The sequence below is a fragment of the Microvirga tunisiensis genome (genome assembly GCF_009296175.1).
GTDB classification, from domain to species: domain Bacteria; phylum Pseudomonadota; class Alphaproteobacteria; order Rhizobiales; family Beijerinckiaceae; genus Microvirga; species Microvirga tunisiensis.
Genome location: NZ_VOSK01000161.1, coordinates 1 through 15,010 on the forward strand (window position 1 = coordinate 1; position 15,010 = coordinate 15,010).

13 protein-coding genes and 2 pseudogenes are annotated in these 15,010 nt (G+C 64.2%); 8 read left to right on the forward strand and 7 right to left on the reverse strand.

Annotation, left to right across the window (positions count from 1 at the left end; genetic code table 11):
• Positions 1 to 119 (forward strand): annotated as a pseudogene (locus FS320_RS26735) (S-(hydroxymethyl)glutathione dehydrogenase); the annotation flags it as partial.
• A gap of 14 nt (positions 120 to 133) precedes the next feature.
• Positions 134 to 982, forward strand: coding sequence for an S-formylglutathione hydrolase (gene fghA, locus FS320_RS26740; RefSeq protein ID WP_152715078.1), 849 nt, complete (start codon positions 134 to 136; stop codon positions 980 to 982).
• Between the two features lie 175 nt (positions 983 to 1,157).
• On the opposite strand, the gene FS320_RS26745 is transcribed toward fghA, so the two are convergent.
• Positions 1,158 to 1,733 carry an NUDIX domain-containing protein gene (locus FS320_RS26745; RefSeq protein ID WP_338105590.1) on the reverse strand — a complete coding sequence of 192 codons (576 nt, stop codon included), beginning with the start codon at positions 1,731 to 1,733 and terminating at the stop codon, positions 1,158 to 1,160.
• A gap of 200 nt (positions 1,734 to 1,933) precedes the next feature.
• On the opposite strand from FS320_RS26745, the gene FS320_RS26750 reads away from it, so the two are divergent.
• Together FS320_RS26750 and FS320_RS26755 are read left to right on the forward strand one after the other, a co-directional pair.
• Positions 1,934 to 2,776, forward strand: a complete 843-nt coding sequence (locus tag FS320_RS26750; protein ID WP_152715080.1) for an SIR2 family NAD-dependent protein deacylase — start codon at positions 1,934 to 1,936, stop codon at positions 2,774 to 2,776.
• A 60-nt stretch (positions 2,777 to 2,836) separates the two neighbouring features.
• On the forward strand, positions 2,837 to 4,162 hold the full coding sequence (locus FS320_RS26755) for an AmpG family muropeptide MFS transporter (protein WP_244627404.1): 1,326 nt from the start codon (positions 2,837 to 2,839) through the stop codon (positions 4,160 to 4,162).
• A 204-nt stretch (positions 4,163 to 4,366) separates the two neighbouring features.
• On the opposite strand, the gene FS320_RS26760 is transcribed toward FS320_RS26755, so the two are convergent.
• The 4 genes from FS320_RS26760 to xylF all read right to left on the reverse strand — a co-directional run bounded on the left by FS320_RS26760 (position 4,367) and on the right by xylF (position 8,708).
• The gene (locus FS320_RS26760) at positions 4,367 to 5,119 is read right to left on the reverse strand and encodes an SDR family NAD(P)-dependent oxidoreductase (RefSeq protein WP_152715082.1); all 753 of its coding nucleotides are present in this window, start codon (positions 5,117 to 5,119) and stop codon (positions 4,367 to 4,369) included.
• A 271-nt stretch (positions 5,120 to 5,390) separates the two neighbouring features.
• Positions 5,391 to 6,179, reverse strand: coding sequence for an ATP-binding cassette domain-containing protein (locus tag FS320_RS26765; protein ID WP_152715084.1), 789 nt, complete (start codon positions 6,177 to 6,179; stop codon positions 5,391 to 5,393).
• A 12-nt stretch (positions 6,180 to 6,191) separates the two neighbouring features.
• Positions 6,192 to 7,490: a sugar ABC transporter permease gene (locus FS320_RS26770; RefSeq protein WP_152715086.1), complete on the reverse strand. Its 1,299-nt coding sequence runs from the start codon at positions 7,488 to 7,490 to the stop codon at positions 6,192 to 6,194.
• A gap of 174 nt (positions 7,491 to 7,664) precedes the next feature.
• The gene (xylF, locus tag FS320_RS26775) at positions 7,665 to 8,708 is read right to left on the reverse strand and encodes a D-xylose ABC transporter substrate-binding protein (RefSeq protein WP_152715088.1); all 1,044 of its coding nucleotides are present in this window, start codon (positions 8,706 to 8,708) and stop codon (positions 7,665 to 7,667) included.
• A gap of 216 nt (positions 8,709 to 8,924) precedes the next feature.
• On the opposite strand from xylF, the gene FS320_RS26780 reads away from it, so the two are divergent.
• On the forward strand, positions 8,925 to 10,142 hold the full coding sequence (locus FS320_RS26780; protein WP_152715090.1) for an ROK family protein: 1,218 nt from the start codon (positions 8,925 to 8,927) through the stop codon (positions 10,140 to 10,142).
• A 13-nt stretch (positions 10,143 to 10,155) separates the two neighbouring features.
• Here FS320_RS26780 and FS320_RS26785 read toward each other — a convergent pair whose 3' ends face one another.
• The gene (locus tag FS320_RS26785; RefSeq protein WP_162003443.1) at positions 10,156 to 10,773 is read right to left on the reverse strand and encodes a TetR/AcrR family transcriptional regulator; all 618 of its coding nucleotides are present in this window, start codon (positions 10,771 to 10,773) and stop codon (positions 10,156 to 10,158) included.
• A gap of 65 nt (positions 10,774 to 10,838) precedes the next feature.
• Here FS320_RS26785 and FS320_RS26790 point away from each other — a divergent pair, with 65 nt between their 5' ends.
• The 3 genes from FS320_RS26790 to FS320_RS26800 are packed head-to-tail and all read left to right on the forward strand — an operon-like array spanning position 10,839 to position 14,857.
• The gene (locus FS320_RS26790; protein WP_152715093.1) at positions 10,839 to 11,417 is read left to right on the forward strand and encodes a hydrolase; all 579 of its coding nucleotides are present in this window, start codon (positions 10,839 to 10,841) and stop codon (positions 11,415 to 11,417) included.
• Between the two features lie 57 nt (positions 11,418 to 11,474).
• Positions 11,475 to 14,534: a DNA polymerase I gene (gene polA / locus FS320_RS26795; protein ID WP_152715095.1), complete on the forward strand. Its 3,060-nt coding sequence runs from the start codon at positions 11,475 to 11,477 to the stop codon at positions 14,532 to 14,534.
• Positions 14,535 to 14,542: 8 nt separating this feature from the next.
• Positions 14,543 to 14,857, forward strand: a complete 315-nt coding sequence (locus tag FS320_RS26800; protein ID WP_338105615.1) for an antibiotic biosynthesis monooxygenase family protein — start codon at positions 14,543 to 14,545, stop codon at positions 14,855 to 14,857.
• Between the two features lie 11 nt (positions 14,858 to 14,868).
• On the opposite strand, the pseudogene FS320_RS26805 reads toward FS320_RS26800, so the two are convergent.
• A pseudogene (locus FS320_RS26805) lies at positions 14,869 to 15,010 on the reverse strand (ATP-binding protein); the annotation flags it as partial.

Sequence of the window (15,010 nt, forward strand, 5' to 3'; positions counted from 1 at the left end):
TGGAGGGCAAGATCAACATCGACGATCTGATCACCCACACGATGCCGCTCGAGGAGATCAACACCGCCTTCGACCTCATGCACGAAGGCAAGTCGATCCGCTCGGTCATCGTCTACTGATCAGGAGAGACAGGTTGAGTTTCGAGGTTGTCTCGCAGTCCCGCAGCTTTGGCGGCACGCAGTTCGTCTACCGTCATGCTTCCCGTGAAACAGGCACGCCCATGCGCCTTGCCGCCTTCGTTCCGCCGCAGGCGAACGCGGGCAAAGTGCCGGTGGTGTGGTTTCTCTCCGGCCTCACCTGCACGGAGGAGAATTTTACCGTGAAGGCGGGCGCGCAGCGCGTGGCCTCGGAGCTCGGCCTGATCCTGATCGCCCCGGATACCAGCCCCCGCGGCGAGGGCGTGCCCGACGACGCGCAAGGCGCTTACGATTTCGGCCTGGGCGCCGGCTTCTATGTGGATGCCACGCAGGAGCCCTGGACGAGGCATTACCGCATGCGCTCCTATCTCGAGCGCGAGCTGCCGGCTCTGGTGGCCGAGAACCTGCCAGCCGACATGAGCTGCCAGGGCATCACCGGCCATTCCATGGGCGGCCATGGGGCGCTCACCATTGCTTTGCGCAACCCGGGGCGCTTTAAGGCCGTCTCGGCCTTCGCGCCCATCGCCTCGCCCATGAACTGCCCCTGGGGCGAGAAGGCCCTGTCGAACTATATCGGCCCCGACCGCGCGGCTTGGCGCGACTATGATGCCTGCGCGCTGATCGAGAGCGGCGCCCGGCTCCCCGACCTCCTGGTGGACCAGGGCACGGTCGACAACTTCCTGGAAAGCCAGCTGAAGCCTCAGCTCCTGGAGGCGGCCTGCGTCAAGGCAGGGCAGCCCTTAACGCTGCGGATGCAGGAGGGCTACGACCACTCTTACTTCTTCATCGCCACCTTCATCGAGGACCACCTGCGCTGGCATGCCCAGCGCCTCGGCGCGGCTTGAGCGTCTAACCGACGATCATCTCTCCGTCGTCATCACCGGCCTTGTGCCGGTGATCCCGTTTGCACGAAGCGCCGTGCTCTCCCTTATGGGGATGGCCGGGACAAGCCCGGCGATGACGTAGAAAGGTGTCATTCCGGGCAAGGCTCTGGGCGACCGGAATTTGTAGAACCCGTTTTCAGGCCTTGCCGAACAGGTCCGGATGCCGGAGTTGCAGGGCCTGGATCAGGGCCAGGGTCTTCATGTCCGCGATGGTGCCCTGCTCCAGCATCCGCATAACCTCGTCGAGGCCGAGTTCCAGCACCTCGATCTCCTCGTGCTCCTCGGCCAGTCCCCCGCCCTCGCCGACCCGGTCGGCGGCCGTATAGGGCGCCAGGAACAGGTGCAGGCGCTCCGTCGTCATGCCGGGAGCCGACCAAGCCGTTCCCACCGGCTCCAGCTGGGCAATGCGAAGGCCTGCCTCCTCCATGGCCTCGCGCCTGGCGCAGACCTCGGGCTCATCCTCATCGAGCAGGCCTGCGATGGCCTCCAGGAAATCCGGGTGGCCTTCCACATGCATCACGGGCGCGCGGAACTGCCGGATCAGGATGACCGTGCGTCGCACCGGATCGTAGGGGAGCAAAGCAGCGGCGTCGGTGCTGTTCAGGACCTCCCGCGCCATGGTCCGGCCATCCGGCATCTCGATCGTGAGTTTCAGAAGCTTGCGCCAGCCCTCATGGAGGGTTTCGACCTGTTGAATCCGGTAGCCTGCCACGTTCCCGTTCTCTCCCGTTGGATGATGCCGAAGCTTAAGACAACACGCGAAACGCTCAAGTTATCCCTCGAGTTCGATTGAAGCCGAGTGCCGCGTTCGTGCGTTAAGGGCAGGCGCTGGCGCATCCGAGCGATGCGCCACTTATAGAATTGAGCACCGGATGGGTCCCAGAAGAGGAGTCTACCTTTGGGTCCGATGCCATGACGAAGGAGAGACGCGTGCTGGAAGGTCTGGTTGCAGCCCTCAAGAGAAGGCAGGCCATTCTGTTCGCCGGGGCCGGGGTTTCGATGACGGTCGGCCTGCCCTCCTGGAGCACCTTGATCGAACACATTGCCGACGAGCTGGAGATCGACCTGTCCGACTTCAAAGGAGCGGACCTCAACTATCTGACGCTCGCGGAATATTACCGCCTCAAGCAGGGCAGTATCGGGCCCCTGCGCAGCTGGATGGACCGGAACTGGACCATTCCCGACGAGACCCTGAAGAAGTCCCGCGTGCACGAGCTCATCTGCAAGCTCGACTTCCCGATCATCTACACGTCGAATTTCGACCGTAACCTGGAAACCTCGTTCGATTTGCGCGGCAAGGATTACGTCAAGATCGTCAATGCCAAGGATATCGCCCGTGTTCGGCCGGGAGTGGCGCAGATCGTGAAATACCATGGCGACTTCGACGACGACGGCTCCATCGTGATCGCGGAAACGGACTATCTCGAACGCCTGTCCTTCGAATCCCCCCTCGACATCAAGTTCCGGTCCGATGCGCTCGGCAAGACCATCCTGTTCATCGGCTACAGCATGACGGACCTCAACATCCGCTTTCTCATGCACCGGCTCTGGAAGACCTGGGCCGGATCCGGCTATGAGCGGGACCGGCCGCAATCCTATGTGTTCATGCTACGTCCGAACCCTGTCGAGCAGGCGGTTCTTGAGCAGTGGGGCCTGCAGGTCCTGATGGAAAAGGACTGCCCGCCGGAGCAGGCCCTCGAACGGTTTCTCACCAAGCTGAGCGAGGCGGTCGAGAAAAAAGAGGAATGCCCGTGATTTTGCATCGGCACCGCCTTGTGCCAATGTGGCCGCCTTTCGCACATCCAAGATGATTTCATGGCTGCCGCACCCAAACGCCGTCTTTCGCTCCGTGACGTTCTGACCGACGGGCGCATCGCGCTCATGCTGCCCTTGGGGTTTTCCTCGGGTCTCCCGTTTCTGCTCGTCTTCAGCACGCTTTCGGCCTGGCTTCGCGAAGCCGGCATCTCGCGCACCGAGATCGGAATGCTGAGCTGGGTGGCCTTGGCCTATTCGTTCAAGTTTCTGTGGGCTCCCATTGTCGACCGTTACGACGTGCCGGTGCTTGCACATCTTCTCGGACGGCGGCGTGGATGGATGGCCTCGTCGCAGATCGTCGTTGCGCTCGGTCTTGTCGGCATCGCCGTTAGCAGCCCGCAGACGAGCCTTCCTCTCACGATCACCTCGGCCCTTCTCGTCGCCTTCGCGTCGGCAACGCAGGATGTCGTGGTCGATGGCTGGCGCATCGACGTGGCCTCGACCGAGCGCCAGGGCATGATGGCCGCCTCCTACCAACTCGGTTATCGGCTGGCGCTCATCTGCGCAGGTGCGGGCGCGCTCTATATCGCGGAGTTCGTGAACTGGCGCAGCGCCTATCTCGCGATGGCCGCGCTCATGGCCGTGGGGCTCATCGGAACGCTGCTTGCTCCACGGGCCGATGAGAGCGCCGCGCGCGAGCACCTCCCCTTCAGGGCCGCAATCACCGAGCCTCTGGCCGATCTCTTTCGTCGCAAAGGACTGATCCTCATCCCGATTCTTGCGCTCATCGCCTGCTTCCGCTTGCCGGACTTCGTCGCCGGCGTCATGGCGAATCCGCTCTTTATCGATCTTGGCTTCTCCAAGACAGATATCGCCAACGTGTCGAAGCTCTACGGGGTCTGGATCGGCATCATCGGCGCCTTTGCGAGCGGATTGGCGCTGACCCGGCTCGGTCTCTGGTGGACGTTGCTGATCGGCGCGGTCATCGCCGCTTCGTCGAACCTGATGTTCGCCTGGCTTGCCGCGGAAGGAGCGCGGCTGGACCTTTTGACCCTTACCATCAGCTTCGACAACTTCGCCGCGGGTTTCGCGGGCTCCGCCCTTATCGCCTACATGTCGGGCCTGACCTCGCCCGGATTTGCTGCCACGCAATACGCGCTTCTCAGCTCACTCTACGCCCTGCCCGGCAAGCTCATCGGCGGGGCCTCCGGCGCGGTGGTGGACGCCTACGGCTATCCGCTTCTCTTTACCGCCACTGCCGGCATCGGCATCCCCTTGGTGTTGCTGTGCCTTATCGTGCGACGGGACACGATGAAGACGGTCGAGGAAAAAGAGGAAGCGGCCGTGATGACCGCCGCCCCGGTTGGAGCGGGCTCGCGGGCATAGATCAAACGGCATCCCGGCGAGCGCGAATCGTGATGATACCCTCCTTCGTCATCACCGGCCTCGTGCCGGTGATCCCGATTGAAATGTTCACCGGCCTTCAGAAGCGAGATGGCCGGGACAAGCCCGGCCATGACGCGAGATAGTACTTTATCAACGATCGCGGATCGACTTCGCCGACCGGGATGACATTTCCTGAAATTGCGATCAGACCCAGCCGCCGTCCACGAGATAGGTCTGGGCCGACATGGCGCTGGAATCGTCAGCGCCCAGGAAGAGCGTGAAGTTGGCGATGTCTTGCGGCACGAGCTTGCGCTTCACGCATTGACGCTTGAGCAGTTCCTTCTCTCCTTCCGGCGTCAACCAGAGATCGATCTGGCGCTGGGTCATGATCCAGCCCGGCACGAGGCAGTTGACGCGGATGTTCTTCGGCCCGAGCTCGCGGGCGAGCGCCCGGGTCAGGCCAACCGCGGCGGACTTCGCGGTCTTGTAGGCCGCAAAGGAATCGTCGCTCACCATGTAGCTCGTGGAGCCCATGTTGATGATCGAGCCGCCGCCGGCCTTCTCCATGTCGGGCAGCACGGCCTGCGCGGCGAAGAACTGGTGGTCGAGATTGGTGGCGAAGCGCTCGCGCCAGTATTCCGGCGTCACCTGGTCGATGGTGTGGCGGTCGTCGCGGGCCGCGTTGTTGACGAGGATCGTGATGGGCCCGACCGCATCGCTCGCGCGCCGGATGGCCGCCTGAAAGGCCGGGATGTCGCGCACGTCGCTGTGCTCGAAATGCACACGCTCGCCGAGTTCCTTCGCCAGCGCCTGGCCGGCCTCGGCATTGTAGTCGAGAATGGCGACCTTGCTGCCCTGGGCGTGGAACGAACGCGCGATGCTCTCGCCGATGCCGCTGGCGCCGCCGGTGATGAGAACGGTCTTACCCTTCAGGGAGCCGTAGATGGTCTGGGTCATGGATCTCTCACTCTGCCTTGTTTTTCTTTCCTCCCCCTCTGTCGGGAGAGAATTGAGGGTGGGGTCGCATCGTCGGAGTGCTGAGCCTGATGAGGACCGGCACTGCTCCTTCTACCTTGTCTTCACCGGTCTTGTGCCGGTGATCCCGATCCGGAAGGCACGGCGCTTTACATGGTCGAGATGGCCGGCACAAGGCCGGCCATGACGGAATGGTCTCACCTGGTCACACTAGCCCCTCTCTGTTCGCAGAGGGGAGATATGCGGTTTCCTATTAGCTCGCGCCCGGTCCCGGCGTGGCGCCTGGCGGGCATTTGCCGAGGATGATCATCCCGAGCACCTCGTCCTGCGTGACGTCCTGCACTTTGGCCGAACCGACGAGCTTGCCGTTCTTCATCACGCTCACCCGGTCGGCGAGGCCGAACACGTCGTGGATGTCGTGGCTGATGAGGAAGATGCCGATGCCTTCCTTTTTCAGCCGCAGCACCAGATCGGCGACCTGCTGCGTCTCGGCCGGGCCGAGCGCCGCCGTCGGCTCGTCCATGATGAGGACGCGGGCATTGAAATAGATCGCGCGCGCGATCGCAACCGACTGGCGCTGGCCGCCCGAGAGCGCCTTCACCGGCTCCTTGAAGCGGCGGAAATGCGGATTGAGGCGCGCCATGACCTTGCGGGTCTCCGCCTCCATCGTCGCATCGTCGAGGGTGCCGTATGGCGTTAGGACCTCACGGCCCAGGAAGATGTTGCCGGCGGCGTCGATGTTATCGGCGAGCGCGAGCGTCTGATAGATCGTCTCGATGCCGAAGCGCTTGGCATCGCGAGGCGTCGAAATGTCGGCATGCTCGCCGTTCACGTAGATCTCGCCCGCATCCGGCTTGTAGGCGCCGGAGAGGACGGAGAGGATTTTGATCAGCGTCGACTTGCCGGCGCCGTTGTGGCCGAGCAGGCCCACCACTTCGCCGGGGCGAAGATCGACGGACACGCCGTCCACGGCCTTGATGCCGCCGAAGGCGATGGAGATGTTGCGCATCTCGACGAGAGGCGTCGTTCCATTCGTGTGCATGATGCGCTTATCCTACTTGATGCGACGGCGATAGAGGCTGTCGACCCAGACGGCCAGCACGAGAACCGCGCCGACGACGATGTTCTGCAGCGGCGTGTCGACGCCGAGCAGCACCATGCCCGATTGCAGCGACTGCATGACGAGTGCGCCGAGCATGGCCCCGGCAACGGTGCCGATGCCGCCGGCAAGCGACGTGCCGCCGATCACGGCGGAAGCGATCACGTATAGCTCGTCGAGGGTGCCTGCCGCATTCGTCGCGGCATTCAGACGGGCGGTCGAGATGCAGGCGGAGATGCCGCAGAGCAGACCCATGAGGCCGAACACCTTCATCAGCGTCCAGCGGGTGTTGATGCCCGAGAGCTCGGCCGCCTCCGGATTGCCCCCGATGGCGAAAACGTAACGGCCGAAACGCCGGCGCGTGGCGACGAACGTCATGATGAGCCCGACCACGACGGCGATCAGCACAGGCAATGCGACACCATGCGGAATGAACAGCCCGCCCTCGGGCCAGGCGATGCCGTTCGCCTCCGCCCAGCGGCGCGCCGTGCCGGCGGGCAGCGGATAGGCATTGGCGATGGCGGCTGCAGCGAGCACAGCGCCACAGGCGACGGCGGCGATCACCGCGTCGGCCCAGCCGGGACGCACCGGGAAGCCGAAGCGCAGGCGACGACGGCGGGCGAAGCCCAGGGCCATCACGATGAAGCCGCAGGCGATGGCTGCGATGATCCAGGTGGCGGTCGCGCCGAGCGCGCCCTCCACGCCGCCGCCGAAAGCCTTGAACCGGGTGTCCATGGGCGCCACGGTCTGACCCGTCGTCACCCACCAGGCCGCACCGCGCCACACGAGCAAGCCGCCGAGCGTGACGATGAAGGAGGGAATGCCGAGATAGGCGATGAGCCAGCCCTGGAACAGACCAATCAGTCCGCCGACGGTGATGGCGATCAGCACGGCGAGCGGTGCGGTCAGCCAATGCTCGAGGCCGAGATAAGCCGGCAGCCACTGCACCTGCGCGACGCCGATGATCATGCCGACGACGCCGAGAATCGCACCGACCGACAGGTCGATGTTGCGCGTGACGATGACAAGCACCATGCCGGTGGCCATGATCGCCACGGAGGCCGTCTGGACCGACAGGTTCCAGAGGTTGCGCGGGGTCAGGAAGACGCCGCCGGAGAGGATATCGAAGCCGATCCAGATGACGGCGAGCGCCGCCAGCATGCCGAGCATGCGGACATCGATCTCGATCTTCGAGAGGAGCGAGCCGGAAGCGGCGCTCGGCGGCGGGGCAGTGGTGGCAACGGGTGCGGTCATGAGAATGGCTCGTTGTACAAAAAGCGTCATTCCGGGGCCGCGAAGCGGAACCCGGAACCCATAATCACTCGCTTCCAGAACAAGCACGGCGGATGCCGCGGCGTCCTATCGTAAGCGTCGGCGTTTATGGATTCCGGGCTCGCGACAAGCGCGCCCCGGAATGACAGTGCTGGATCAGTTGCAGGCCTTCACGGAGCCGGCCTTCACGCCCTGGCAGACCACTTCCTTGAAAGCCCAGCCGGCCTTGACGACCACGTCGAGATTGTCCTTCGTGATCGCCACGGGAGTGAGGAAGAGAGCCGTCATGTTCTGCTTCTTCGGGCCGAGATTCCAGGACTTCGCACCCTGGATCTCGGTGAGCTTCTTGCCGCCTGCCAGCTGCACGGCGATCTCCGCCGCGTTGCGACCGAGTTCGCGGGCATCCTTGAACACCGTGACGGATTGCGTGCCGAGCGCCACGCGGTTCAGCGCCGCCTTGTCGGCGTCCTGACCGGAGACGGGAACGGAACCGGCGAGGCCCTGCGCTCCCAGCGCTGCGATAGCGCCGCCTGCGGTACCGTCATTGGCGGCGATCACCGCGTCGATCTTGTTGTTGTTCTTGGTGAGGAACTGCTCCATGTTCCGCTGCGCATTGGCGGGGAGCCAGCCGTCCGTGTAGGCCTCGCCCACATTCTTGATCTTGCCGGCATCGATGGCGGGCTTCAGCACTTCCATCGAGCCCTGGAACAGGAAGTTGGCGTTCGGATCGGAGCCCGATCCCTTGATGAAGGCATAATTGCCCTCGGGCTTCAGCTTCAGCACCTCGCGGGCCTGAAGACGGCCGACCTCGACATTGTCGAAGGTGAGATAGAAGACCTGCGGAATTTCGATGAGGCGATCATACCCGACGACCGCGATGCCTTCGGCGATCGCCTTCTCAACGGCCGGGCGCACCGCATCGGCGTCCTGCGCCAGCACGACCAGCGCCTTGGCGCCGCGGGAGATGAGGCTCTCGATATCGGTGAGCTGCTTGGCGGGCGAGGATTGCGCATCGGCCGAGACATAGGTGCCGCCGGCCTTTTCAACCGCGGCCTTGATGGCGGCCTCGTCGGTCTTCCAGCGTTCTTCCTGGAAGTTCGACCAGCTGACGCCGACGACCGGGCCCTTCTGGGCGAAAGCGGCAGTGGCGGAAAGAGCCAGAGCGGCAAGACTGATCAACGCGTGTTTCTTCGATAGCATCGGCTTCCTCCTGGACCTTGCGTTCCCTTGCAGGTCCCTTGCTCATGACAGGCTGTCGGTCCGAGGCGGATCGACGGGATAGCTCGCGCTGCCATGCTTTATATTTCGAGCGCGGAAATAATTATCTCAGCCATTCCGGCCTTCAAGCACCTTCTGGCTTATATCTTCGTCTGATACCCATCTATGCTGGAATTGTTTTATTCGTAGATCGAACAAATGACCGCGATAACGATGCTTCCCCTCTCCTCTCGTGAAACAGCCCGGCGGCGCCTGCTCGATGCCCTGCGCCGGGAGGGTCCTATGGCGCGGGTGGAGATCGGCCAGCATCTCGGCATGAGCCCGGCGAGCGTCTCCGACCTCACGGCGAGCCTCCTCGACGAGGGAGTTCTGGTCGCGGAAGAGGCGGCCGACCCGGCCTCCGGCCTGATCCGCGGACGGCCCAAGACGCGCCTCTACTTTGCGGAAAGTCTCGGCTCGGTGATCGGCGTCTGGACCGGCTTCAATCGCATCGAGCTGCGCCTCGTGGACAGCGCCGGGCGCAACCGTGCCAGCCGCCATATCGAGCGTCCCCTGCGCAATCTCGGCGCCGAGGAGCTGATGGACGTACTGGCAGGCACGATCACGGCCTTTGCCGAGGAGACCGGCGCCCACACCGTGAAGGCCGTGGGCCTGGCCTGCCAGGGCTATGTGGACACGAGGGACGGCATCGTCGCCTGGAGCCCGGTGCTCGGCACCCGCGATCTGCCGCTGGCCGCAGGCCTCGGCGAACGGCTCGGCAGGCCTGTTCTCATCGAGAACGACGCCAGCGCCATGGCCTTTGCGATCACGCAGCGAAATGCGGATCTGCGATCCGGGCGCACCGCCTGCCTGATGGTCGGCGACGGCGTCGGTCTCGGCTTTCTCATCCAGGGCGAGCTCTACCGCGGCGCCCGTTTCGGCGGCAGCGAGTTCGGCCATGTGCGCCTGCGCCGGAGTGGCCCGCAATGCCGCTGCGGCGGGCGCGGCTGCATCGAGGCCTATCTCGCCGATTACGCCCTGCACCGGGACGCGCAGCTCATCGACCACCGCCCGGCCCCGTCCCTGCTTCTGCCGAGCGAGGACGCCATGGGGGCCATCGTCGAGCAGGCCCGGGCAGGCGACCCCGCGCTCCTCAATCTCTTCCAGGCGGCCGGCGAGGTTCTGGGCGATGCGGTCGGCATCCTGATCCAGACGCTGGAGCCCGACCACATCGTTATCTGCGGCCCTGGCACCCGGGCCATGGACCTGCTGCGTCCCTCCTTCGAGGCAGCGCTCGAATCGCAGACCATTCCCGAACTGCGGGCGCTCGCCGCCATCCATGTGGTGGAATCCTCCATGGACCTGCTGACGGAAGGCGTCGTCATGCAGGCCCTGCGCGAACTCGACCTCGATCTCGCGCGCCTCAAGGCAGCCTGAGCCTTGATCGCCATCAAGGCTCGTTGATCTGTCTGACGAGCATCGCGCGCAGGTCGCGAAGAACGGCATCGCGAATCGGCAGATCCGTTTCCCCGCTCACCGCAACGGAAACCCTCATGAGATGCAGGATTATGACGGCCATGACGTCGGCTCGCTCGCGAGGCAATGGTGGGTTCGTCCGGGACAGGAGCGTCGCAATCTGGCTGCGCATGCGGTTCCGCCGTTCGGTCTTCTGCGCTTTATCCGCCGCAGGACGATCGGCCAGAGTGACGAATGACGGATGCGCGATGAGGAAAGCGGACAGGTCCTGGAACAAGCAGTCCAGCAGCTCCGTCGGCGTCAGACGTTCCGACTTCTGGCCGAGCGCCTCCAGCATCCGCGACAGGGCCTCGCCGTTCACTGTCTGCAACGCATCGGCCAGCAGCTCCTTGGTCGGGAAGAACTGATAGAGAGATCCGATCGAGGCTTTGGCCTGCGCGGCGATTTCCGTCATCGTCGCGGCATCGAAGCCTTTTTCAGCGAAGACCACCTCCCCCGCCTTTAGAAGAGCGGCCACCCGCTCGCGTCCGCGCTGCCGCTGAGGTGCGCGGATGGCGGCTTTCGCACTTTCGCTTGCATTTTGTGAGGGCATCCTCATAAATCATAACCGCTCATCGCCGCCGCTCCACCTCCGTTTAGATACCGGAAAGTCCCGCCATGCTGAAGCTCGATCCCCACACCACCGCTCTTGTTCTGATCGACGTGCAAAAGGGCACCCTGGGCATGCCTGTCGGACCGCACGCCCCGGCGACCGTCGTCGCGAACAGTGCCCGTCTCGGCAGCCGTTTTTCACAGAAGGGAGCGACGGTGATCCTGGTTCGGGTCAGTTTCTCGGAAGGTTACCTCGACAAGCCTGCCGCCCCGACCGATGTACCCATGATCATCCCGCCCGGCGGCCTGCCAGCCGATTGGGCCGAATTCCCGGCCGAGATTGCGGCCCTCCATGCCGATGTACTGATCACCAAGAGGCAGTGGAGCGCTTTTCATGGAACGGAACTCGACCTGCAATTACGGCGGCGCGGCATTTCCAATGTGGTGATCGGCGGATTGATGACGAATTTTGGGGTCGAATCAACTGCGCGTGATGCCTGGCAGCACAATTATCGGACCATTGTCGCCGAGGATGCCTCGAGCAGCCTAAGTGCCGAGTTGCACGAATTCGCCGTCACGAAGAGCCTGCCCAGGGTCTCGCAGATACGATCCACAACCGAGATCATTGAGAGCCTGGAGGCGTAGCCATCAGCCCCTAAAAACACTATCTGTAACGGGTCGATTTCTCACCAAAAGAGACCCATGGCCTCCTCCCGTCCCGTCCAAGCCGGCGACCACGTCTTCCTCGTCGACGGCTCCTCCTTCATCTTCCGGGCCTATTTCCAGTCCATGAACCAGGACCAGAAATACAATGCCCGCTCATCGGACGGGATGCCGACCGGGGCCGTGCGGCTCTTCGTATCCAAGCTCCTGCAGTTCATGCGCGACGGGGCGGCGGGCCTGAAGCCGACGCATCTCGCCATCGTGCTCGACAAGTCCGAGGGCTCCTTCCGCAAGGAGCTCTACGAGGATTACAAGGGCCACCGGCCGGATGCGCCCGAGGACCTGAAGGTTCAGATGCCGATCATGCGCGAGGCGATCCGAGCCTTTGGGCTCGAGCCCGTGGAGCTGCAGCGCTACGAGGCGGACGATCTGATCGCGACCTATACCCAGCAGGCGAAGGCCCGCGGGGCGGACGTGCTCATCATCTCCTCCGACAAGGACCTGATGCAGCTCGTGGGTCCGACGGTGTGCTTCTACGATTTCGAATCGGGCTCCAAGGGCAAGCCGGGCTACCGGCCCGAGCGCAACCTGGACGAGGCCGCCGTCACCGAGAAGTGGGAGGGCATCCCGCCGGAAAAGATCGGCGACGTGCTGGCCCTCATGGGCGACACCTCGGACAACGTGCCGGGCGTGCCGGGGATCGGCCTCAAGACCGCCGCGCAGCTGATCAAGGAATACGGCGATCTCGAAACCCTGCTGGAGCGGGCCCCCGAGATCAAGCAGCCCAAGCGCCGCGAGACGCTGATCAACAATGCGGATTCGGCGCGCCTCTCCAAGAAGCTCGTGACGCTCGACTGCGAGGCCCCGGTTCCGGTGCCCCTCGACGACCTGCGTCTGCCGCAGCCCGATCCGAAGACGCTGATCGGCTTCCTGAAGGCCATGGAGTTCAGCACTCTCATGCGGCGGGTGGCGGAGCTCTACGAGGCCGATCCCGCGGTGATCGAGCCGGACCAGCGCCTGATGCCAGGCGGCGAGGCGATCCGCTGGGAGCGCAACGGAACCGGCACCGGCGTGACGGCTCCCACCGACGATGCCGTGCCGTTCTTCGGCAAGGTCGACACCGCAGCGGGCGAGGTCGATCCCTTCGCCGGCCTCGACCTGCCGGAGACCGCGACGCTGCGCAAACCCGTCGAGGGCCTCGGCACGCCGTCTCAACTGGCCGGAAAGCGCGCGACCGAAGCATCGTCCACGCCTTTCGACGTCACGGCCTACGAGACCGTCACGAGCCTGGAGCGCCTGAAGGAATGGGTCGCTCGGGCCCACGAGCGGGGCTTCGTCGCCGTCGATACGGAAACGAGCGATCTCGATGCCAACCGCGCCGACCTCGTCGGCTTCTCGTTGGCCCTGGAGGCGGGCAAGGCTGCTTACGTGCCGCTGCAGCACCGCGACGAATCGGATCTCTTCGGCGGCGGTCTCGTGAAGGGGCAGATCCCGATCACCGACGCGCTCGACGCCATCCGCCCGCTCCTGGAGGATTCGTCCGTCCTCAAGATCGGCCAGAACCTGAAATACGACTGGGTCGTCCTGAAGCGCCACGGCATCGACGTGCATCCCTTCGACGACACGATGCTGATTTCCTACGTGCTCGATGCCGGCAAGGGCTCGCACGGCATGGACGAGCTCTCGCGCCGCCATCTCGGCCACTCGCCCATCAGCTTCTCCGATGTGGCCGGGACGGGCCGGAACAAGGTGACCTTCGACAAGGTCGAGATTTCCAAGGCCACGGCCTATGCGGCGGAAGATGCCGACGTCACCTTGCGCCTCTGGCAGATCCTGAAGCCGCGGCTCGTCGCCGAGCGGCGCGCCACCGTGTACGAGACGCTGGAACGCCCCATGGTCGATACGCTCGCCCGCATGGAGATGCGCGGCATCATGGTCGACCGGCAGATCCTGAGCCGTCTCTCGGGCGATTTCGCCCAGACGCTGGCGCGGCTCGAGGACGAGATCCACGAAATGGCGGGCGAGAAATTCGCCCTCGGAAGTCCGAAGCAGATCGGCGACATTCTCTTCGGCAAGATGGGCCTGCCCGGCGCGAAGAAGACGCCGTCCGGTCAGTGGGCCACGCCCGCGACGCTTCTCGACGAACTGGCGCAGGCCGGCCACGAGCTGCCCGCGAAGATTCTCGAATGGCGCCAGCTCTCCAAGCTGAAATCCACCTACACGGATACGCTGCAGGAGCACATGCATCCCGAGACCAAGCGGGTGCACACCTCGTTCTCGCTCGCCGCCACGACGACGGGGCGCCTCTCGTCCTCCGATCCGAACCTGCAGAACATCCCGATCCGCACGGAAGCCGGCCGCAAGATCCGCAAGGCCTTCGTGGCGCCGGAAGGCCACAAGATCATCTCGGCCGATTACAGCCAGATCGAACTGCGGCTGCTCGCCCACATTGCCGACATTCCGCAATTGCAGGACGCGTTCGCGGAAGGAATCGACATTCACGCGGCGACCGCGTCCGCCATGTTCGGCGTGCCGCTCGATCAGATGACCGGCGATCTGCGCCGCCAGGCCAAGACCATCAATTTCGGCATCATCTACGGCATCTCCGCCTTCGGCCTCGCCACGCGCCTCGGCATTCCGAACCAGGAGGCCTCCACCTTCATCAAGCAGTATTTCGAGCGCTTCCCCGGCATCCGCACCTATATCGACGAGACGAAGCGGTTCTGTAAGGACAAGGGCTACGTGACCACGCTCTTCGGCCGCGTCTGCCATTACCCGCAGATCAAGTCGAGCAACCCGTCCGAGCGCGCCGGCGTGGAGCGCCAGGCGATCAACGCGCCGATTCAGGGCACCGCCGCCGACATCATCCGCCGTGCCATGGTCCGCATGGAGGATACGTTGAGAGCCGAGCGCCTCTCCGCCCGCATGCTGCTGCAGGTGCACGACGAGCTGGTGTTCGAAGCGCCCGACGACGAAGTGGAGGCAACGCTCCCCGTCATCTCCCGCGTGATGACGGAAGCCCCCTTCCCCGCCGTGACCCTGAAGGTTCCGCTGGCCGTGGAAGCCCGCGCGGCACAGAACTGGGACGAGGCGCACTAGCCTTGCACGTGATCGTCTGGGAGTTCAGCGTCCCAAGCGAACACAGGCTGGCTTTCGAAGAGGCCTATGGTCCGGAAGGGGCCTGGGCCGTCCTGTTCCGAACAGCACCGGGCTATCTCGGCACCGAGCTTCTCAGGGACGAGCAGACGATCGGCCGCTATCTCACCGTCGACCGGTGGAGCACGCCGGAGGACTTTGCTGCTTTCAAGAGCGCATCCAGTGCCGCTTACGAAAGTTTGGATCGTCAATGCGAAGGCCTTGTCAAGCGACACCGAGATTTACGAGATAAGGCGACATCCAGTTTTACGACGGCTCAAGCGTGAGCCCGCTGGAGAGCCTCCTCCAGATCCCGCAGGCGATAGCTGCGCCCCTTGATGTTGAGAACATGCGCTCGGTGCAGCAGGCGGTCGAGGATGGCCGTGGCCAGCACCTCGTCGCCGGCCAGCAGCTCGGTCCACTCCCGGATGCTCTTGTTC